The organism is Prochlorococcus marinus CUG1433, assembly GCA_017644425.1.
GTDB lineage: Bacteria > Cyanobacteriota > Cyanobacteriia > PCC-6307 > Cyanobiaceae > Prochlorococcus_A > Prochlorococcus_A marinus_U.
Window position 1 is genome coordinate 373,150 of record JAEPLN010000001.1, and the last position, 19,751, is coordinate 392,900.

Genomic DNA, 19,751 nt, shown 5'->3' on the forward strand with positions numbered 1-19,751 from the left:
GAGATCTAATTTTTTTCAAGTTAGAGCCCAAAAATAGAGTAGGCTTACAAAATATAAGAAATTAATCAGGTCAAAGCCACTAAATGTCTTTTTTTGAACTATTAGAGAACACACCCAAAATTTTTGGATTCTTTGGAATATTTCTTTTCATTTGCACCATAGCAGCTTTTATATTTAATTTTGGTTTTAAATTTCGAATAGTTGGAGCAACTATCTTTTCATTATTGCTTTCTCTAAGTAGTTGGGCATTTATACAAAGTTACACCGAAAATGTTGTATTAGAAGGAGCAAAATATGTTCCAATTGTTTATGACAATGGGTTCGATTTGATTATTGCTAAAGCAGATGATGACTTTCCAGAAGAATCTATCAAACCAACTTTACAACAATTATCGGAAAACCTTAGAAAAGGAAGCAGATCTGGTGCGAATGTAAAAATAAAGATAAGAAAACTTGAAAAAATTTCAGATGGTGTAAGTAAACCAGTAGTTATAGGAGTAGTTCAAAAAAATGTCAAAATGAATTAGTCTTTTAAAAATGAAAAGTAAAACCTTTTTAGATTTTTTACCATCTAATTTTAGGCATGAGAAATCTTTTTTTATTCAAAACAATCTGACTGACTTTGAAAAATTAAGTAATCTTTCGGATTTAGATATAAATGAGATTCAAAGAAAATCTTCACTATGCACACTTAATAATCTAAAGAAAATTAGAGCTATAGCTATTTTTAAAAAAGAAATTGGAATTTCTCCACCGCAAGCATATCTACTTTTACATTGCGGTATATCTTCTCTTAAATCATTATCACAATCTACTCCTTACGAAATAGAATGTAAAATTGGGAGATTAAAAAGAAATCTTAGAGTTAAAACTGAGACAGATACAACTTTTACTCTTTTAAAAGAGTGGATTAAAAAAGCTAGTCAAATCCAAAAATCTATTTGAAATCTTGGATAAAAAAATTTTTTAATGTAGAATTTAGAAAAAGCCAGTGATAATGAAACCTTTGTTATTTTTGTTATTTTTGTTTTCCAACTCTTTATACCCAGTTTTTAGTCAATCTAACCTATTGGAAAGTGTAAAAAAGAATCCAAACGAAGCTAGGAATTTATGTAATAAGTTTAGAGAGTTTAATTCAAAAGGTATTTCAGCTAGTTCAGATAAAGCTATAGAGTATGTATCAAACAAACAAAAGTTAACTCCTGTTAACGCAGAGATCTTTTCTATTTACGTCATTGGGCTTCACTGTCCAGACATTATCTAAAGTTTAAATGTCTGGTTCAAGATGGTTTGATAAATCTCTAGTACTTAGAGATGGAGTAAAGCTTATATCAAGGATTTGGACACCTAATAATAAGGGGCCATGGCCTGCATTATTAATGAGACAACCTTATGGCAGGGAAATAGCTTCAACTATCACCTATTCTCACCCTGAATGGTGGGCTTCTAAAGGGTATATGGTCATAATTCAAGATGTTAGAGGCATGGGTTCTTCTGAAGGATTTTTTAATGGTTTTTCTCAAGAAGCCAGCGATACTTCAGAAACACATCAATGGGTTAGGTCTCTAAAAGAATGTAATGGGAAACTTGGCTTATATGGTTTTTCGTATCAAGGATTTACTCAATTAACTGGTGAATTAAATTCAAAACCGCCCGATTGCTTATCTCCTGCAATGACTGGGATGAATATTAAGGATCATTGGTGCTCAGATGGAGGAGCATATTGGTGGCATAACAATATTGCATGGGGACTTCAAATCGCAGCACTAAAAATGAAAAGAGAAAATAAATTTTATGAGTGGGAAAAGATAAGATTAGCTTTAGAAAATAATAGTTATTTAAGAGAAGGAATTGATAATTTAAAAAAATATGATCCTAATAGTTTTGTTTTGGAATGGTTTAAAAATTTGAATAATGCAAGCCCTTTTGAAGAATTTAAACCAATTTCAACATGGATTAAACAGCCTATGTTGATTATTGGAGGACTTTGGGATCCACATTTAAAAGGTGCCTTTGATCTTTATAAAAAATCTAAAGAGGTTGGCGGAAGCCCAGAGATTATTATTGGGGATGCGACGCATTTAAATTGGTGGGAGGGCTCACAAGAATCTTTATTAAAATTTTTTGATAAACATTTAAAATTAAATGAAAAATTTAATTCTAAGAATTTACAAGGCGAGAAAAAAATATGGAATATTTCATTAAATAAATGGGAAGAATTAGATAATAAATTCCACCCTGAATTTATTTTTGGGCTCAAAAGCGATGGCACAGCAAATGTAGAGGTTCAAGATGGAAGTATGACCATAAATCAAAAAGGCTCAGGATGGTTTACAATTGTTAGTGATCCATGGAGACCTACTCCATCTGAAGGTGGTCATTTAGGTCCAAATCCAGGAAAGTTTAATAGAAATGTTATTGATGAACGCCTGGATGTAGGTGTTTTTCAAACAAATTATTTTGAAGAAGATCAATATTTCAGAGGAATTCCCTCACTAGACATCTCTGTAAAAAGTGATCAGCCCAATTTCGATATCTGCCTTGCTTTATCTCTAGTTGAAGAAGGTAATGAGAAGGTGAATCAATTTTCAACTGGATTCTTAAGGGTTAAAAACTCCAAAATAAGTGAAGAATCCATTTATCAAATAACTATGCAGCCAACAAATATTTGTTTAATTAAAGGTAGCAAGCTTCGCTTATCTATATCTGCAACAGCTTATCCCGCTATTGGAGTTAATCCTGGATACGGGGAGGGCAATGTTGGAGCCCCTTCAGCAAATCATAGAGTTATTACTCTAAGTTTTAGCCTTAATAAAACATTTATGAAAATGACCCCTTTTTTTAATAAATAATTATTTTTTTGGTTAATAATTTGATATTATTAATCCTTAATATCTACCAGTCATGATCGAGACAATTCAAGCAGACTGGATTAAATCAGAAGCTATCAACCTAGAAAATTGTTGCAATGATAATCCATTAAAAATATTAGGTCCCCACTTTTATAAAGAACAATGGGTAATAAGAGTATGGATGCCTGAAGCCGAGGAAGTAAAAATAAATTTTAAAAATAATTCCTACAAGGCCGAAAATATAAACCATAAATGGCTTTTTGAAGCGATTATGCCTGAAAATCCAAATTCTGATTACGAAATAAATATTTCACGAGGTGGAATCACACATACACAACATGACCCTTGGTCATATAGAGAGGAGTGGATGGGAGAAGTTGATAGGCATCTGTTTGCAGAAGGTAATCATCATCATATTTGGGAAAAAATGGGAGCGCATCTCATTGAAGAAAATAATCAAAATGGTGTTATGTTTTGCATATGGGCTCCAAATGCAAAATCAATTTCGATAATTGGAGATATAAATTCTTGGGATGGAAGACATCATCCAATGCAAAAAAGATTAGGGGGAATTTGGGAACTATTCATGCCAATAATGAAAGAGGGAGACACATATAAATATGAAATAAGAACACAACAAGGTCACATTTATGAGAAAGCTGATCCATATGGTTTCCAACATGAAATCAGACCTCAAAATGGTTCAATTGTTTCAAAATTGAAAAACTTTAATTGGAATGATAGTTCTTGGATTTCAAATAGAGATTCTTCAAGTCAAATTAACAAGCCAATTTCAGTTTATGAAATGCATTTAGGAAGCTGGCTCCATGAATCAACCGAAAATAAATATCTTGAAGACAATGGCGAACCAAGAGACCCAGTGCCTGCAGCCGATTTAAAACCTGGAACAAGATTATTAACTTATCCAGAATTAACCGAAAAACTCATCCCTTATGTAAAGGAGAGAGGATTTACTCATATTGAACTAATGCCAATATCTGAACATCCTTTCGATGGTTCATGGGGATACCAGGTTACAGGCTGGTACGCACCAACAAGTAGATTTGGGACGCCAAATGAATTTAGAGAGTTCGTCAATAAATGTCATGATGAGGGCATAGGAGTAATTCTTGATTGGGTACCTGGTCATTTTCCAAAAGATAAGCATGGTTTAGCATTTTTTGATGGTTGTCATCTTTATGAACATGGAGATTCACGCATTGGTGAACATAAAGAATGGGGAACCCTAATATTTAATTACAGCAGAAACGAAGTGAGGAATTTCTTAGTAGCTAACCTCGTTTATTGGTTTGAAGAGTTTCATATCGATGGCATAAGAGTAGATGCTGTAGCTTCAATGCTTTATAGAGATTATCTACGTCCAGATGGAGAATGGATACCCAATGAAAATGGTGGTAATGAAAATATAGAAGCCGTTAAATTTCTTCAACAGGCTAATCATGTACTCTTCCAACATTTTCCAGGTGCACTTTCTATCGCTGAAGAATCAACAACCTGGCCAATGGTAACCAAACCAACCGACATGGGAGGGTTAGGGTTTAACTTAAAATGGAATATGGGATGGATGCACGATATGCTTGATTATTTTGAAATAGATCCTTGGTTTAGGCAATTCCATCAAAATAGTGTAACTTTCTCAATTACATATAACTATACAGAGAACTTCATGCTTGCACTTAGTCATGATGAGGTTGTCCATGGGAAAAGTCATCTTTTGCATAAAATGCCTGGCGATGACTGGAAGAAATATGCAAATACTCGAGCATTACTAACTTATATGTGGACCCACCCTGGTAAAAAAACGATATTTATGGGAATGGAATTTGGGCAAAGACAAGAATGGAATGTTTGGGATGATCTGCAATGGGAGTTACTAGAATTTGAGCCTCATAAAGGTATCAGAAACTTGATTGATGACCTAAACGTTCTTTATAAAAATGAACCTGCATTATGGAAAAATGACTTTGATCCTTATGGATTTCAATGGATTGATTGTAATGACAAATCTAATTCGGTTATAAGTTTCATGAGAAGAGAAAACGATACCAATGAGTGGCTAGTTGTTGTTGCTAACTTTACACCTAATACTCATGGGTCATACAAAGTAGGTGTTCCTTTGGAAGGATTCTATAAAGAAATATTTAATTCAGATGGCTCTAGATACGGGGGCAGTAACAAAGGAAATATGGGGGGTAAAGAAACTATAAATTACAATATTCATGATTATCAAAATGCTCTAGAACTTGCTTTGCCCCCATTAAGCGTGAGTATCTTCAAACATCAATCAAAGAAATAAGAAGGCTCATTTAACTTAGTGCTTCATATAAATGTTCATATAACGCTTTTGCTCTGCTTTACATTGTAAGATTTTTAAGTTGGATTTTAATTTTTTTTTAAAAATATCGAATTGAAAAATGGGTCAAGATTTACCACTACTACTTTCTGCCGCATTAGGTAAAAAAGTAAATAGGCCTCCAGTATGGATGATGAGGCAAGCAGGAAGATATATGAAAATCTATAGAGATTTAAGGGAGCGGTACCCAAGCTTTAGAGAGAGGTCTGAAAATCCAGAACTATCATATGAGATTTCAATGCAACCTTTTCATGCTTTCAAACCGGATGGTGTGATCCTTTTTTCAGATATTCTCACCCCTCTTCCAGGGATGGGCATAAATTTTGAAATAATAGAAAGTAAGGGTCCAATAATTGAGGACCCAATAAGAACTCTTAACCAAATAGAAAATTTAAAAGAATTAAATCCAAGTGAGAGTTTAAGTTTTGTTGGGCAAGTTCTTTCTTCACTAAAAAAAGATGTGAATAATGAGGCAACAGTTTTAGGTTTTGTTGGCGCGCCTTGGACTCTAGCCGCATATGTAGTTGAAGGTAAAAGCAGTAAAAATTATTCTTTAATAAAATCAATGGCTTTTAAAGAACCAGATTTACTTCATAAACTTCTTGATCATTTTGCAAAATGCATTGGTGAATATCTTAAATATCAAATAAAATCTGGAGCGCAAGTAGTACAAATTTTTGATTCATGGGCTGGTCAACTAAGTCCACAAGATTACGATATCTTTGCTGGGCCGTATCAAAAAAAGGTTGTTGACATTGTAAAAGCGGAATACCCAGAAACACCAGTAATTCTCTACATTTCAGGAAGTGCTGGTGTCATAGAAAGAATGGCAAAAACTGGAGTCGATATTATCTCATTAGACTGGACAGTAGATATTGAAGAGGCTTGTAAGAGAATCCCTAGCGGGATAGGAATTCAAGGTAATGTTGACCCCGGAATTTTATTCGGGAATAAAGAATCAATAAAAGAAAGGATAGATAATACTTTCAATAAAATTAAAGACAGAAAATATATTCTTAATTTGGGTCACGGGATTTTACCTGGAACTCCAGAAGAAAATGCTCAAACATTTTTTGAACATGGAAAAAAACTCACTTACTAGTCAAAGTCTTGGCATATAAAAACTTATTAATCACAGGTGCGAATGGATGTGTTGGCCAATATTTAGTTGATTGGTTTTTAAAAAACACAAAATTCAGGCTTTATCTAATGGTAAGAGACAAAAGTAAGTTGCCAATTTCTGTTCAAGAAAATAAAAAAGTCAAGTTAATGGTGTGTGATATTAGGGAAGCATATAGGTACAAAAAGGAAATGAGTCAAATTAATTACCTAATACATACTGCTACAGCTTGGGGAGATCCAAGAAGAGCCTATGAAGTAAACATAAAAGCTTTTGAAGAATTACTTGAAATGCTTGATATTGATAAGTTAGAAAAGATTATTTATTTTTCAACAGCTAGCATTCTTGATACCCAAACAGAATTAATGAGGGAATCATTGATTTATGGAACAGAGTACATTCAAACAAAATATGAATGTTTCCAGAGACTTAGAGAAAGCTCATTTGCAGAAAAAACATTCGCTGTTTTCCCTACCTTGGTTTTTGGAGGGAATCTTGGAAAAAAAAGTAAATTTCCTGTGAGTTATTTAACTAGTGGATTGAAAGAAATTAGAAAATGGCTTTGGTTAGCAAGATTTTTAAAACTTGATTCTAAATTTCACTTTATACACGCAAATGATATCGCCCAGATTTGCGGGTTTCTAATTAAAAATCATAAAGAAGAGCAATACAAAGGCTTTAGAAAATTTGTGCTAGGTCAAAAATTCATTTCAATTGATGATGCCATAATTACACTTTTAAAGAAAAATAATATGAGGAGATTTGTTGCGATACCGCTTACAAAAAAAATTCTAAAAATATTATTAAGAATTCTCCCCATCCAAACTACTCCTTGGGATAGCTTCAGTATCAAAAAATATGACTTTAATCATGTCCCCATCACTAATCCTGAGACTTTTAAACTTAAAAGTTATGCCAAGTCATTGAATGATATTTTAAGGTTATCAAAGTTACCAAGCTGTAATAACAATTAAAATTCTCACAGTTAGGTTACCAAAGACTTGTAATATGTATAAATAAGCAAATTTTTTATTATGTTACGTTCAATCTTTGCAGGGTTATTTGCAATAGTTTTAACTCTAGGTTTAGGTATTTCATCAGTTTCAGCTAAGACTGTTGAAGTAAAACTTGGAACAGATGCTGGAATGCTTGCATTTGAACCAAGTACAGTAACCATTAGTGCTGGTGATACAGTTAAATTCGTCAATAATAAACTTGCCCCTCACAATGCTGTTTTTGATGGTCATGAGGAATTAAGTCATGCGGACCTAGCTTTTGCTCCAGGAGAGTCTTGGGAAGAAACATTTGATACTGCTGGAACTTATGATTACTATTGCGAGCCACACAGAGGAGCTGGAATGGTAGGTAAAGTTATTGTTGAATAAATCTTCTAAATAGTTATACACCCTTTTTGACTTAATATTTATTACAGTCATACCCAAATTTTAATTGATGAAAATAGTTCCAAGCGAATTCTCAAATTCTGCTTGGAACTGTTTTATTTTTTCCAAAGAAATTGCTTTTAAAAATTATCAACAAAATGTAGACTCTGATAATTTATTATTAGCTCTTATAAAAAATGACAATATTACAAAAAAGATTTTAAAAAAAAATAATGTAAATTTAAAAGATCTTGAGAGGGAAATAATTTCTTCATTAAATGCGAAGGCAAAAATGAAAGATAAGCAAGATAATTTATATATCGGTGAGACTCTGCACAAAATATTTTTGAAAGCAAATGATATTAAAAATACTTTAAATGATGTAGTGATATCAACAGAACACTTAGTTTACGGTTTCACTTATGATAATAAATATGGATTTCAAATTTTAAATCAAAAAGGCATTCCAGAATTTCTTGAAACTATAAAGAAAATGAAGTCAGATCCAGCAGTAAAAAACGAATTTGATACTTCTAATGAGTCTTTGGGAAAATATGGTATTGATCTTACTCAATCTGCACGAGATGGAATTTTAGACCCAGTTATTGGTAGGGATGAAGAGATTAGAAGAACAATTCAAATATTGAGTAGAAGAACAAAAAACAATCCGGTTCTTATTGGAGAACCTGGGGTTGGGAAAACGGCCATTGTTGAAGGGTTGGCTCAAAGAATTATTAATGGCGATGTACCTTCTGCCCTACAAGATAGGCAACTAATTTCATTAGATATGGGATCACTTATAGCTGGAGCAAAATATCGTGGAGAATTTGAAGAAAGAATAAAAAATGTCCTGAAGAAAGTTAAGGAATCAGACGGTAAGATCATTCTTTTTATTGATGAAATTCATACAGTTGTTGGAGCTGGTGCTAGTGGAGGTTCTTTAGATGCAAGCAACCTATTAAAACCAATGCTTGCAAGAGGAGAACTAAGATGTATTGGTGCCACAACTATTATTGAACACAAACAAAATATAGAAAAAGATCCTGCTTTAGAACGAAGATTTCAAAAAATAAAAATTGATGCTCCTTCAATAGATGATACTGTATCAATATTAAGAGGATTACGAGAAAGATATGAAGTTCATCATAGTGTAAGAATTTCTGATAATGCTTTGGTTGCAGCAGCCACCCTTAGCGAAAGATACATTAACGATAGATTTCTTCCAGACAAAGCAATAGATCTAATCGATGAAGCAGCCTCAAGATTGAATATGGTCATAACTTCCAAACCTGAAGAAATTGATGAGATCGATCGAAAAGTCCTTCAGTTTGAGATGGAAAAGTTATCTTTAAAAAGAGAAACAGATGATTTTTCAATAGAAAGATTAAAAAAAATCAATAATGAACTTATTTTACTTAAAGATAAACAAGAAGAATTAGGTGCTCAATGGAAAAAAGAAAAAGATGAAATTAATGAGATTAGCTCCATAAAAGAAGAGATTGAATCCATCCAATTAAAAATAGATCAAGCCAAAAGGAGTTTTGACCTCAATAAAGCAGCAGAATTGGAATTTGGGACTTTAAATTCTTTACAAAAAAAATTAAAAGAAAAAAGTGATTCCCTGGTAAATTCTCAAAAAAATGGGGAGACAAGTCTTTTAAGGCAAGAGGTGACATTTGATGATATTGCAGAAGTTGTCTCAAAGTGGACTTCAATTCCAGTTCAAAACTTAAACCAGTCAGAAAAAGATAAGCTTTTAAGTCTAGAGTCGATCCTTAAAGAAAAAATCATTGGTCAAGATAGTGCCATTAGAGCTGTTGCAGATTCCATTAAGAGATCAAGGACTGATCTAAATGATCCAAACAAGCCATTAGCCAGTTTCCTTTTTTTAGGTCCAACTGGTGTTGGGAAAACAGAGCTGAGTAAAGTGACTGCAAAAATTATATTCGATTCAAATTCTTCAATTACAAGACTGGATATGTCTGAATATATGGAAAAGCATTCAGTTAGCAAAATCATAGGAGCGCCACCTGGATATTTAGGTTTCGAATCAGGCGGTCAACTAACTGAAGCTGTACGCAAAAATCCTTATTCATTAATACTCCTAGATGAAATAGAGAAAGCTCACAAAGATATCTTAGATATTCTCTTACAGGTTCTTGATGATGGAAACATTACAGATGGTCAAGGTCGTACAATAAATTTCAAAAATTCAATCATTGTTCTCACAAGTAATTTAGGAAGTCAATCAATAAATGATTTATCAGTAAGAAAAGAAGATAGAAGTGAAATTAAAAAAGTTGTAGATTATGAACTGAAAAAATTTTTCAAGCCTGAGTTTTTAAATCGACTTGATGAAATAGTTATTTTTAATAATCTAGAATTAAATGACATAAAAGAAATTGCAAAAATCCAGCTTCAAAATTTAGAAAAAAGACTTAACAAAAAAAACTTAAAATTCAAAATTACGGACGAGGCAATTAACCAACTTGTCGAAAATAGTTTCGATCATGCCTTTGGTGCAAGGCCTTTAAAAAGAATTATTCAAAAACAAATTGAGACAAAAATTTCAAACAACATATTGAATAATCATTACCTTAATAAAGACGAGATTAATATTTATCTGGTTAATGGAGAGATAATTGTTGATTAAAGATCTAAATTGAAGAATCCTATATTTCTTGAACTTTAGCAACTTTAATCTAAGATTTGAACCAATCGGGAATTTCCTCATAACTTGCTTTATTAGATTTATTTTCTTTTGATTCTGTTTTCCAACAACATGTTCTGCCCTTATCCTTATCCTGTAAGTATTCATTAGCCCATCTCCAAATCAATTCAGAAGTGAACTCCATTCCCACATTATCCATAATTCTCAGATCTAAAGCATCTAAGTCATGTAATTTTTCCCAGTAATTCAACAAAGGGTCATCTTTATTTATCAAAAAAGTATGATCAAATTGCTGCTTTAGTTTAATTTCTAGGGGCTTTAGACTTGAAAAATCGACAACAAAACCATTTAAGTCTAATTTTTTTGCAGTAAACCAAAAGGTGAATGATCTTGAATATCCATGCACAAATCGGCAGTGGCCTTCATGACGCCATTGCCTATGTGAACAGGGAAAATCCTCGTAACTTTTACTGCATGAAAATTTTAGAGAATGAAGATACATCAATTAACTGTTAGGATAATTTTGATTAAGACACAATGAATAGGATTTAACATAACAAACATAATGACTTATTCAACTAATTTTTCGATAGAAGATCTACGCTTTGATAATTATGGTTTAATCCCTGCAATAGCACAAGATTGGCTTGACGGATCAATTCTTATGCTTGCTTGGATGAATAAAGAATCATTGACAATGACACTTGAAACAAAAAACGTTCATTACTGGAGTAGATCTAGATCCGAAATCTGGAGAAAAGGAGCTACTAGTGGAAGTACTCAAATACTTAAGGAGATAAGATTCGACTGCGATAATGATGCACTAATCCTTTTGATTGAACAAAATGGCTCAGGTGCATGTCACACTGGTGAAAAAAGTTGTTTTTTCAACGAAATCCAAATTAATCAAAGTGATAAAAAAGAGAAAAAAACAACTCCCTTCTCAAATATTTGCTCTGAATTATTCAATACAATTAACGATAGATCAATAAATCCATCAGAAAAAAGTTACACAAATCATCTGTTAACAAAAGGCAGTAATACTATTTTAAAAAAAATAGGAGAGGAATCTGCAGAATTTATAATGGCTTGCAAAGATAATGATAAAAATTCAATCTCAAATGAAGCTGCTGATTTAATTTATCATTTGCAAGTAGCCCTTAAGCATAAAGGCGTTGAGTGGAGAGATGTACTGGCTGTTTTAGAATCAAGAAGAAAAAATTAATTAATAAAAATTTATAATTTATGATTGTTTGACCTAAAAATTTGAAATAATGTTAATTAACTAATTAATAATTAATTATTAATTAATTATTAATTAATTATTACATGTATGGCTTATTAATGAATTGACTATAAGTTAAATATATCAACAAAGAGGTAAATCGTGAGTTCATTAAGCGATTTTCTTGGTGAAATAGGACGTCATCAACTTTTGACTCCAGAAAGAGAACTCACAATGGGCCGAAAAGTCCAAGAAATGGTTGTGCTTGTTAATAGATGTCAAGAGGCAGGAGGGAAAGGCCCTGCTTGTGAATATTCCGAAGCTGAGAGAAAAAAGATAAAAATTGGTGAAAAAGCTAAAAACGAGATGATAACAGCTAACCTACGACTTGTTGTCAACCTCGCCAAGAGATACCAAGGGAAAGGATTAGAATTACTGGACTTGATTCAGGAGGGTACATTAGGTCTTACAAGGGCCGTAGAAAAATATGATCCGTCTAGAGGACATAGATTTTCCACCTATGCTTATTGGTGGATCAGGCAAGGTTTAAATAGAGCATTGTCAACTCAAAGTAGAACGATAAGGATTCCTGTTAACATTAATGAAAAACTTACAAAACTAAGATCAGCAAAATCAAAGCTTATGCAACTTAAGGGTATTCCACCTACTAGTGATGAGCTAGCTGAAGAAATGAAAATAACCAAAGAGGAAATTGACGAACTCCTTTCTTGTGAATTGAGAAGCATCACTGTTAGTCTACAAGGTACTGTTAAGTCAAAATCAGATCCTTCCGAGTTAGTTGATATTCTTCCAAGTGATCAAACTCCCCCAATGGAATTAGCCGAATTAGCCGAAAGGACAGCCTCGGCTTGGAAGTTATTAGATAAAGCAAATTTAACTGAGAAAGAAAGAAAGATAGTAAGCTTAAGATTTGGTTTAGACGGCTCAAATGAATGGAGAACTTTAGCTGAAGTTGCAAGACATATGAGTTGTAGCAGGGAATATTGCCGACAAGTTGTTCAACGTGCTTTAAGAAAACTTAGAAAAGCAGGAATACAGAATGGATTAGTTGATAGTATTAGCTAAAAATTTCATTAAAAATATTTAAATTTTATTTATAAGGATGAAAGAGAATTACAAAACTCAAGAAAAAATCTATGATGCTGAAGTTTTAGAAAGTTCAACATTTGACGAAAATATCATTATCAAGATTCTTATTAAAGCGGGAAGAACAATTGCCAAGCCTGCCTTAGAAGTTTTGGAGATGGCCTTAGATCCTTATACTCCTGCACAAGTGAGAGTTTCATTAATGGCTGCTCTAGCATATTTGATTATGCCATTTGATCTTTTCCCTGACTTTATGCCTTTAGTTGGTTTTAGTGATGATTTTGTAGCCCTCACAGCAGTACTCAGTATATGGAGCAAATACATGACTCCTTCAATAAGAGCAAGAGCAGAGAATAAGCTTAATAAGTTATTTCCTTTTTATTGAATGAGTAAATTATCTATACAGGAAGAAAAAGAACTCGTCTCCTTCATTAAAGATTGGTTAAAAACGCATGGATTTACCCAAAAAGACTTAGCAAATGAATTAAATATTAAATCGAGTAGAACCTCCGAGATTATTATCAAAATGAAAGAATTATATAAAAAAGGCGGCATGTTCAATATTGCAAAAAATCTTATAAAGATTGAGCAAAAATGGTTAAACAATATCAAGAACGATTATCTAGAAACAAAACAAACACCACCATATAATCAATTAGATATCGACTCATTAGTAAACCAGATAAATCAAGATACTAGTAAATAAATATTATTTAAAATAATATATTTTTAATTAAAAATGATTTAACCTCTTAAACTAACGTTTAAATATATATCGTTTTAACTCCTAGATAAGATAAATAATTGGATTATTAAAGAAAAAATAATATGTATTTTTAAGGTTTAATTAATCCTTTTAATAAATAGTTAATAATTACTAAATTTTTTCGTTAGTCATATTTAAAATGCTTGAATCCAGGGATAAATATCATAATTAATCCATATACCTTTTTTCCAATATATATCCTCCTCAATAAGATCTTTCAACTCGTTTACATCATTTGCATTAAAAATTCCAAACAAATATTTGGTACATTTTGTTGGCCCTAATGTAACTAAAATATCGCTATCTTTTAAGTTTTTAAGTCTCTTAAGATGTTCTTCTCGAAATGGTTTCCTTTTAATAATTGCATCTTCACAATACCGTCCAAAAACTACAAACTTTTCCATTTTTAAATATAAATAATAGAAATGAATAGATACTTAATAATTGCATATATTACACGCAGATTGCTATGTTATTTAATACAACTTTCTTTTAATTAATTATGCTAACTGGTAGCGATCTCCTTGCAAAAGTTAAAGAACTTGGTGATGTTAGCAAATCTGACCTAGTTCGCGCCTGTGGATATGTTTCCACTAAAAAAAACGGAGGTGAACGCTTAAACTTTACAGCATTTTATGAAGCACTTTTAGAAGCAAAAGGGGTTAATCTTGGTGATTCTGGGGTTGCAGGTATTGGGAAAGGTGGAAGAAAACTTAGTTATATTGCGACAGTTCAAGGCAATGGAAATCTTCTGATTGGGAAAGCATATACAGCACTTCTTGATTTAAAAGCAGGTGATGAATTCGAAATTAAGCTCGGAAGAAAACAAATCAGATTATTACCTACAGAAGATTCTTAAAGACAAAAGCAAAAAATTGGTAATAACATTTTTAATTAATTTTCTATAAATAATTCTTTTAATTAATAAATTATCTTTGTATTTATTTTTTTTGATCAGCAGCTAAACGCATTTCTTTACAAAACTCGCCAACATGATCGACAACATCTTTTTCACTTGAGCTCGAGATTCGTTTTACAAATGCACTCCCAATAATTACTCCATCTGCTCCCCACTCACGAACTTTATTAACATGTTCTGGAGTTGATATTCCAAAACCAACAGCAATTGGATTGCTATTAACATCTTTTAATTTAGCAATAAGATTTTCTACTCTATTTTCCATTTTGTTTCTCTCACCAGTGACACCTGTAACACTCACTAAATAAGTAAAGCCTTTTGTATGATTTGATATTTGTTTCATTCTTTCAAAAGGAGTAGTTGGCGCTACCAATAAAATTAAGTCCATAGAATGGTTACTAACTATTTTAGAAAATTTATAAGCTTCCTCCAAAGGGAGGTCAGGAACTATTAGTCCAGAAACTCCGGCATCAGATGCCATCTCACAAAACCTTTCAAAGCCAAAACATAGTAATGGATTTAAGTAAGAAAAAAGGATGATGGGGATATTTAATTTATCTTTTAAAGACTCTAAAAGTTTAATTACTTTTCTTAAGCTAGTACCTGACTTTAAGGCGCGAGAGGCCGCCACTTGGATAACAGGTCCATCTGCAAGTGGGTCACTATACGGGATACCTAATTCAATAAGGTCAGCTCCATTTTCTTGTAACTTTAATAAGATCTCAGACGTTATTTCAATATTGGGATCCCCAGCCATTATAAAAGGCATTAAAGCAAATTTTTTTTTATTTTTTAACTCACAAAACATCTTATCCACCTTAGATAAAGATTCATTTTTAGTAATTTGCATTTTGCTATCTTTCATAATTTTTAGATATTTTTCTATGAAAAATTCATGGATTTTTCTCTAAATCTTCCATAAGTTTTTGCTGCTCTTCCTTTGATAATGAATTGAATTTGGTTTCTAGTTTATCATTAACAACTTTTTCATACTCTTTTCTATAACGCTTCCTTTGTTCCATAAAAGTCATTTTTCCATTTACAACTCTATAAACATAAGATGTTACCCAAGTAATAACAATCAAAATCAAGATACAACTTGATAGAGTAGTGGCTGTAAAATTATCGATACCAATTTGCGGTGCAAATTTATAACTAATTAATCCTATTAATGAAATAAATAAACCTATTTGTATAACTTTTCCTTTAGTCAATTATTTACCCTTTACCACTTCCTTTTAGTCTGAGATTTAAAAATGGAGAAAATAAAATTAAACCAGGAAAGAAAAGAAATACAAGGCCATAAATTCCTAATCTTTCAAATTTGCCCATAATATTCCATCTATTATTCATCCAGTAAAATAGTAACAATGGGATTACCAATAAATAGGTAGAAATAATTCCAATATAAGCAATTAAAGTAGCGAATGAATTATTGAAAAAACTTTCCATTTTAATTTATGGTTGCTTAGTTAAAACATAACAACTATTGGGAGTTATCGTCAGAACTAAAATAAATAATTAAATAATGGGAGTGGGGGGACTTGAACCCCCACGAGCTAAATCGCTCGACGGATTTTAAGTCCGGCGCGTCTACCAATTCCGCCACACTCCCAAAGGAATTTGCGCTTTCTAATCGTAGCTGAAAGTAACCCATTTAACCAAGAAAAATTGGAATATTTACACTTTTAATTGTCAGATTAAATCTAATTTTTTAATTTGCTATTCCTTCCACTTGCCATTGTAAAGTTTCACCTGCATGAAATGGTTTTATTTGTCCGACAATATTTTTTTCTTCAACAACGTCAATAAATTCTTTAATTTTATTAGGTCTAGAAACTATTTTTAATTTTTCTTTATTTGGGGCCACATTATAAAAATTAGGGCCATTCAAACTTGCAAACTTTTCAAAATTATCTAGAGCATCTTCCTCTTCGAATACCGTTAAATAGCTTTCCAATGCTACAGGCGAATTAAAAATACCTGCACATCCGCAAAAAGCCTTCCACTTCCTAAGATGTGGAGCAGAGTCAGTTCCCAAGAAAAAACATTTTTCCCCACTTGTTGCAGCTTTCCTCAAAGCGAGCCTATTATTTTCCCTCTTAGCAACTGGTAAGCAGTAAAAATCACTATTTAAGCCTCCAAAAAACATCGCATTTCTATTTATATGTAAATGATGCGGAGTGATAGTAGCTCCAATATTATTTTCTTTAACAAAATTCACTGCATAAGAGGTAGTTATATGTTCTAAAACGATTTTTAATTTTGGAAATCTTTTAATTATTTGAGAGAGTTCTTTATCTATAAAAACCTCTTCTCTATCGAATACATCTACTTCAGAATCAGTCACTTCCCCATGAATCAAAAGAGGCATCCCACTATCTTGCATTAATTCAAAGATCTTGTATAGATTTTCTATTTTCCTAACTCCATGACTAGAATTTGTCGTGGCATTAGCAGGATATAATTTTGCTGCGAAAAAGACATTATTTTTAAAACCATTTATTAGTTCACCTTTATCAGTCTCATCTGTAAGATAAATTGTCATTAGTGGTTCAAAATTAGAACTTTCTGGTAACGCTTCAACAATAGATTTCTTATAAGAAATAGCACTATTGATTGATGTTATGGGAATTTTAGTATTTGGCATAACAATGGCTCTTCCAAAAAATTCTGAAGTAAAATGAATAATATTTTTTAATACAAGACCTTCTCTTAAATGTAAATGCCAATCATCAGGTTTTATTATGGTTAAAGTCTTCAAAATTTTTTCTATTTAATCAATTTTAACAGCAAATTAAAATTGACAATAAATTATAGATATTCGAGGATAGTTATTAAACAATTAAGAAAAAATTTTTTTTCTAAATAAAGACTAAATATGAGTAATTTTTTATTTCCAATAATAGAAATAGTTTTAGGTATAGTTCTACTTTTTGCTGGAGGAGAATTTTTTATTCAAGGCGCCATATTTTTATCTTTAATTTTAGGAATACCTCAAATAGTAATTGGTTTAACAGTTGTTTCTCTTGGAACAAGCTCTCCTGAGTTGTTGGTAAGTTTAAGTTCAATTTTAAAAGGCAGTGATTCGCTTGCGGCGAGCAATGTAATAGGAAGCAATATTTTTAATGTTCTGGTTGTTTTGGGTATAAGCTCATTGATAACACCACTCAAGGTAAAAAGCAGAATAGTCAGAAGAGATGTACCTCTTTTAATGGCAATTTCTTGTGCAGTTTGGGCTATGTCATCAACAGGCCTATTAACATTTCAAGCAGGGATATTTCTAATATTTTGTTTAATCTTGAATACAGTATGGGAAATCAATACCATCAATGAGAAAGGAGAGGAGACAAAAGATGCTGAACCAGAGATAGAAGAATTTAAAGATAGCAATAAAGGGAAGCTTAATATTTTAATAAAGTTAATATTGGGTATATTTCTTTTAAGCTTTGGTTCAAATATTTTAGTAAATGGTTCTCAAACTCTTGCTACTCTTTTGGGGGTGAATGAAATTGTTATTGGTTTAACTATCGTCGCCACTGGAACATCTTTACCGGAATTAGTGACTTCGATAATTGCTGCATTTAAAGGCAAAACAGATCTTGCCATTGGTAATGTAATAGGAAGTAATTTGCTCAATCAACTTCTAATCCTTGGAAGTTGTAGTATTTTTTCAGGATTTAATGGATTAGTAATTGAACAAAGTCTAATAAAATATGACTTGCCCTTTATGGTTTTAACTACCTTTGCATGCTTACCAATTTTCTGGAGCAAAGGGAAAATAACAAGAATTGAAGGATTTATTTTGCTTAATCTTTATATTTCCTACATTCTCGATAAGATACTTTTCCTTAATGGATTTAACTTCCTTTATGAATTAAGAATAGGTTTGTTTATTTACTTTGCGTTACTTATAGGATTTCTAATTGTTCAAGAAAAATTAAAATTTTCTAATTCATAATTTTATCAATACATAGTCACAAATTCTTCTGAGATAGTTGGGTGCAAAGCCATAGTAATATCAAAGTCTTTTTTTGTTATCCCTGCATTCAATGAAATTGATACCATTTGAATAATCTCAGATGATGTTTCTCCAAACATATGACATCCCAGGACTTTGTCAGTGAGCTTATGAACTACAATCTTCAACATGCATTTTGATTTGTTCTTTTTAAAGGTATTAGACATAGGGGTAAATTTGCATTTGAAAATTTTTATATTTTTTTCAGCATAAATCTCTTTAGCCCTTTTCTCACTTAAGCCAACTGTTGAAATTTCTGGAATAGTAAAAACGGCCTTAGGGATATATTCATAATTTACTTTTCTTTTTTGATCATTAAAAAAATTATCCGAAAAAACTCTCCCTTGTTCTATTGCGACTGGAGTTAAGTTTGGTTTATTTATGATATCGCCAACTGCAAAAATATTTGCGTTGCTTGTTTGATTAAGTTCATCGACATCTAAATATGGGCCATCCATCTTTAGATTTAAAAAATGTAAATTTAATGGCAAAAGATTTGGATCTCTTCCTGTAGCAATAAGGATATTATTAGTTATGAGTTTATACCCCGAGTCTAGGGTAGATTCCAAATTGCCATTTACTCTATTGATAGACTTTAATTGAGTATTGGAGATTATATTGATTTCACTGAAAGTAGGTGATTCCTCTAGGCATGAAGAAAGATCCTCATCAAAACCATTAAGTAAATGTTGACCTCTAATTAATTGAGTTACTTCAGTACCTAAATTTCTGAAAATAGAAGCAAATTCACAAGCAATATATCCACCTCCTACTATTAATATTGATTTGGGAAACTTTTCTAATTCAAAAATATCATCACTAGTCCATGCCAAATCTACCCCAGGAATATTTAATCTCTTGGGTTTACCTCCAACTGAAATAAGAATTTTTTTTGAACTTATTTTGTTTTTAATTTTCTTCGTTTTTGGACAAATAATTTCTAATTCATTTTGAGTAATAAATCTTCCTAAGCCTTCAAAAATAGTTATATTCAACTTTTTTAAAGAATTTCTATGTAAATTACTTAATCTAGAAACCTCCTCTCTAACATTCTTCAACAAAATATTTGATTCAAAATTAATACCTTCATTTTTTAATCCATATCCTTCAGAAGAATCCATATTTTTTTTACTTTTAGCTGCATAAACCATTAATTTCTTAGGCACACATCCCCTTATCACACAAGTTCCTCCTATTTGATTTGCTTCTATGATTGCGACTTTTGCTCCATAACTAGCCGCACGTTTAGCCGCCGCGAGTCCTCCAGATCCAGCGCCAACAACAATTAAATCAAATTCAAATTCCAAGACTTTT

Annotated in this window: 22 protein-coding genes and 1 tRNA gene; 15 read left to right on the forward strand and 8 right to left on the reverse strand. The window is 31.8% G+C overall.

Features of this window, described 5'->3' with window-relative positions:
• The first annotated feature begins 83 nt into the window (after nt 1-83).
• The 9 genes from JJ842_02215 to JJ842_02255 all read left to right on the forward strand — a co-directional run bounded on the left by JJ842_02215 (nt 84) and on the right by JJ842_02255 (nt 10,381).
• Nucleotides 84-527, forward strand: a complete 444-nt coding sequence (locus JJ842_02215) for a hypothetical protein (GenBank protein MBO6970729.1) — start codon at nt 84-86, stop codon at nt 525-527.
• Nucleotides 528-537: 10 nt separating this feature from the next.
• Nucleotides 538-945 carry a DUF4332 domain-containing protein gene (locus tag JJ842_02220; protein MBO6970730.1) on the forward strand — a complete coding sequence of 136 codons (408 nt, stop codon included), beginning with the start codon at nt 538-540 and terminating at the stop codon, nt 943-945.
• A 52-nt stretch (nt 946-997) separates the two neighbouring features.
• Nucleotides 998-1,264 (forward strand): hypothetical protein, encoded by a 267-nt coding sequence (locus tag JJ842_02225; protein ID MBO6970731.1) that lies wholly within the window; start codon nt 998-1,000, stop codon nt 1,262-1,264.
• Between the two features lie 7 nt (nt 1,265-1,271).
• Nucleotides 1,272-2,852: a CocE/NonD family hydrolase gene (locus JJ842_02230; protein MBO6970732.1), complete on the forward strand. Its 1,581-nt coding sequence runs from the start codon at nt 1,272-1,274 to the stop codon at nt 2,850-2,852.
• Between the two features lie 52 nt (nt 2,853-2,904).
• Nucleotides 2,905-5,169, forward strand: coding sequence for a 1,4-alpha-glucan branching protein GlgB (glgB, locus tag JJ842_02235; protein MBO6970733.1), 2,265 nt, complete (start codon nt 2,905-2,907; stop codon nt 5,167-5,169).
• A gap of 118 nt (nt 5,170-5,287) precedes the next feature.
• Nucleotides 5,288-6,328 carry a uroporphyrinogen decarboxylase gene (locus tag JJ842_02240; protein MBO6970734.1) on the forward strand — a complete coding sequence of 347 codons (1,041 nt, stop codon included), beginning with the start codon at nt 5,288-5,290 and terminating at the stop codon, nt 6,326-6,328.
• A gap of 8 nt (nt 6,329-6,336) precedes the next feature.
• Nucleotides 6,337-7,320 carry an NAD(P)-dependent oxidoreductase gene (locus tag JJ842_02245; GenBank protein ID MBO6970735.1) on the forward strand — a complete coding sequence of 328 codons (984 nt, stop codon included), beginning with the start codon at nt 6,337-6,339 and terminating at the stop codon, nt 7,318-7,320.
• Nucleotides 7,321-7,380: 60 nt separating this feature from the next.
• On the forward strand, nt 7,381-7,731 hold the full coding sequence (locus tag JJ842_02250) for a plastocyanin (GenBank protein ID MBO6970736.1): 351 nt from the start codon (nt 7,381-7,383) through the stop codon (nt 7,729-7,731).
• Nucleotides 7,732-7,798: 67 nt separating this feature from the next.
• A complete protein-coding gene (locus JJ842_02255) occupies nt 7,799-10,381 on the forward strand; it encodes an AAA family ATPase (protein ID MBO6970737.1) in 2,583 nt (860 codons plus the stop codon).
• A 49-nt stretch (nt 10,382-10,430) separates the two neighbouring features.
• On the opposite strand, the gene JJ842_02260 is transcribed toward JJ842_02255, so the two are convergent.
• Nucleotides 10,431-10,901 (reverse strand): 6-carboxytetrahydropterin synthase, encoded by a 471-nt coding sequence (locus JJ842_02260; protein ID MBO6970738.1) that lies wholly within the window; start codon nt 10,899-10,901, stop codon nt 10,431-10,433.
• Between the two features lie 63 nt (nt 10,902-10,964).
• Here JJ842_02260 and JJ842_02265 point away from each other — a divergent pair, with 63 nt between their 5' ends.
• From JJ842_02265 to JJ842_02280, 4 genes are all read left to right on the forward strand, one after another.
• Entirely contained in the window at nt 10,965-11,624 is a 660-nt protein-coding gene (locus tag JJ842_02265) for a bifunctional phosphoribosyl-AMP cyclohydrolase/phosphoribosyl-ATP diphosphatase HisIE (protein ID MBO6970739.1), read from the forward strand.
• Between the two features lie 162 nt (nt 11,625-11,786).
• Nucleotides 11,787-12,710 carry a sigma-70 family RNA polymerase sigma factor gene (locus tag JJ842_02270; protein MBO6970740.1) on the forward strand — a complete coding sequence of 308 codons (924 nt, stop codon included), beginning with the start codon at nt 11,787-11,789 and terminating at the stop codon, nt 12,708-12,710.
• Between the two features lie 37 nt (nt 12,711-12,747).
• Nucleotides 12,748-13,116, forward strand: a complete 369-nt coding sequence (locus JJ842_02275) for a DUF1232 domain-containing protein (GenBank protein ID MBO6970741.1) — start codon at nt 12,748-12,750, stop codon at nt 13,114-13,116.
• Complete coding sequence (locus JJ842_02280) at nt 13,117-13,437, forward strand: hypothetical protein (protein MBO6970742.1); 321 nt, start codon at nt 13,117-13,119, stop codon at nt 13,435-13,437.
• Nucleotides 13,438-13,631: 194 nt separating this feature from the next.
• Here JJ842_02280 and JJ842_02285 read toward each other — a convergent pair whose 3' ends face one another.
• Nucleotides 13,632-13,901 (reverse strand): YciI family protein, encoded by a 270-nt coding sequence (locus tag JJ842_02285; GenBank protein ID MBO6970743.1) that lies wholly within the window; start codon nt 13,899-13,901, stop codon nt 13,632-13,634.
• A gap of 98 nt (nt 13,902-13,999) precedes the next feature.
• Here JJ842_02285 and JJ842_02290 point away from each other — a divergent pair, with 98 nt between their 5' ends.
• Nucleotides 14,000-14,356 carry an AbrB family transcriptional regulator gene (locus tag JJ842_02290; protein ID MBO6970744.1) on the forward strand — a complete coding sequence of 119 codons (357 nt, stop codon included), beginning with the start codon at nt 14,000-14,002 and terminating at the stop codon, nt 14,354-14,356.
• Nucleotides 14,357-14,438: 82 nt separating this feature from the next.
• Here the strand turns inward: JJ842_02290 and JJ842_02295 are convergent, their stop codons facing one another.
• The 5 genes from JJ842_02295 to pyrC form a co-directional block, all read right to left on the reverse strand.
• Nucleotides 14,439-15,281 carry a tryptophan synthase subunit alpha gene (locus JJ842_02295; protein ID MBO6970745.1) on the reverse strand — a complete coding sequence of 281 codons (843 nt, stop codon included), beginning with the start codon at nt 15,279-15,281 and terminating at the stop codon, nt 14,439-14,441.
• Nucleotides 15,282-15,309: 28 nt separating this feature from the next.
• Nucleotides 15,310-15,630: a DUF3007 family protein gene (locus tag JJ842_02300; protein ID MBO6970746.1), complete on the reverse strand. Its 321-nt coding sequence runs from the start codon at nt 15,628-15,630 to the stop codon at nt 15,310-15,312.
• Between the two features lie 4 nt (nt 15,631-15,634).
• Complete coding sequence (locus tag JJ842_02305; protein MBO6970747.1) at nt 15,635-15,868, reverse strand: NAD(P)H-quinone oxidoreductase subunit L; 234 nt, start codon at nt 15,866-15,868, stop codon at nt 15,635-15,637.
• Between the two features lie 77 nt (nt 15,869-15,945).
• Nucleotides 15,946-16,031 (reverse strand) — tRNA-Leu (locus JJ842_02310).
• A gap of 99 nt (nt 16,032-16,130) precedes the next feature.
• Nucleotides 16,131-17,180, reverse strand: a complete 1,050-nt coding sequence (gene pyrC / locus JJ842_02315; GenBank protein ID MBO6970748.1) for a dihydroorotase — start codon at nt 17,178-17,180, stop codon at nt 16,131-16,133.
• A 117-nt stretch (nt 17,181-17,297) separates the two neighbouring features.
• On the opposite strand from pyrC, the gene JJ842_02320 reads away from it, so the two are divergent.
• Nucleotides 17,298-18,377, forward strand: coding sequence for a calcium/sodium antiporter (locus tag JJ842_02320; protein MBO6970749.1), 1,080 nt, complete (start codon nt 17,298-17,300; stop codon nt 18,375-18,377).
• Between the two features lie 5 nt (nt 18,378-18,382).
• Here JJ842_02320 and gorA read toward each other — a convergent pair whose 3' ends face one another.
• Nucleotides 18,383-19,744 (reverse strand): glutathione-disulfide reductase, encoded by a 1,362-nt coding sequence (gorA, locus tag JJ842_02325; GenBank protein ID MBO6970750.1) that lies wholly within the window; start codon nt 19,742-19,744, stop codon nt 18,383-18,385.
• Nucleotides 19,745-19,751 lie beyond the last annotated feature (7 nt).

Excerpts from the sequence above, each read along its gene's own strand:
- JJ842_02215 (MBO6970729.1), top strand. The coding sequence starts at position 84 with ATGTCTTTTTTTGAACTATTAGAGAACACACCCAAAATTTTTGGATTC.
- JJ842_02265 (MBO6970739.1), top strand. The coding sequence starts at position 10,965 with ATGACTTATTCAACTAATTTTTCGATAGAAGATCTACGCTTTGATAAT.
- JJ842_02230 (MBO6970732.1), top strand. The coding sequence starts at position 1,272 with ATGTCTGGTTCAAGATGGTTTGATAAATCTCTAGTACTTAGAGATGGA.
- JJ842_02260 (MBO6970738.1), bottom strand. The coding sequence starts at position 10,901 with ATGTATCTTCATTCTCTAAAATTTTCATGCAGTAAAAGTTACGAGGAT.
- JJ842_02290 (MBO6970744.1), top strand. The coding sequence starts at position 14,000 with ATGCTAACTGGTAGCGATCTCCTTGCAAAAGTTAAAGAACTTGGTGAT.
- JJ842_02255 (MBO6970737.1), top strand. The coding sequence starts at position 7,799 with ATGAAAATAGTTCCAAGCGAATTCTCAAATTCTGCTTGGAACTGTTTT.
- JJ842_02250 (MBO6970736.1), top strand. The coding sequence starts at position 7,381 with ATGTTACGTTCAATCTTTGCAGGGTTATTTGCAATAGTTTTAACTCTA.
- JJ842_02240 (MBO6970734.1), top strand. The coding sequence starts at position 5,288 with ATGGGTCAAGATTTACCACTACTACTTTCTGCCGCATTAGGTAAAAAA.
- JJ842_02275 (MBO6970741.1), top strand. The coding sequence starts at position 12,748 with ATGAAAGAGAATTACAAAACTCAAGAAAAAATCTATGATGCTGAAGTT.
- JJ842_02220 (MBO6970730.1), top strand. The coding sequence starts at position 538 with ATGAAAAGTAAAACCTTTTTAGATTTTTTACCATCTAATTTTAGGCAT.
- JJ842_02295 (MBO6970745.1), bottom strand. The coding sequence starts at position 15,281 with ATGAAAGATAGCAAAATGCAAATTACTAAAAATGAATCTTTATCTAAG.
- JJ842_02320 (MBO6970749.1), top strand. The coding sequence starts at position 17,298 with ATGAGTAATTTTTTATTTCCAATAATAGAAATAGTTTTAGGTATAGTT.
- JJ842_02280 (MBO6970742.1), top strand. The coding sequence starts at position 13,117 with ATGAGTAAATTATCTATACAGGAAGAAAAAGAACTCGTCTCCTTCATT.
- JJ842_02305 (MBO6970747.1), bottom strand. The coding sequence starts at position 15,868 with ATGGAAAGTTTTTTCAATAATTCATTCGCTACTTTAATTGCTTATATT.
- JJ842_02225 (MBO6970731.1), top strand. The coding sequence starts at position 998 with ATGAAACCTTTGTTATTTTTGTTATTTTTGTTTTCCAACTCTTTATAC.
- glgB (MBO6970733.1), top strand. The coding sequence starts at position 2,905 with ATGATCGAGACAATTCAAGCAGACTGGATTAAATCAGAAGCTATCAAC.
- JJ842_02285 (MBO6970743.1), bottom strand. The coding sequence starts at position 13,901 with ATGGAAAAGTTTGTAGTTTTTGGACGGTATTGTGAAGATGCAATTATT.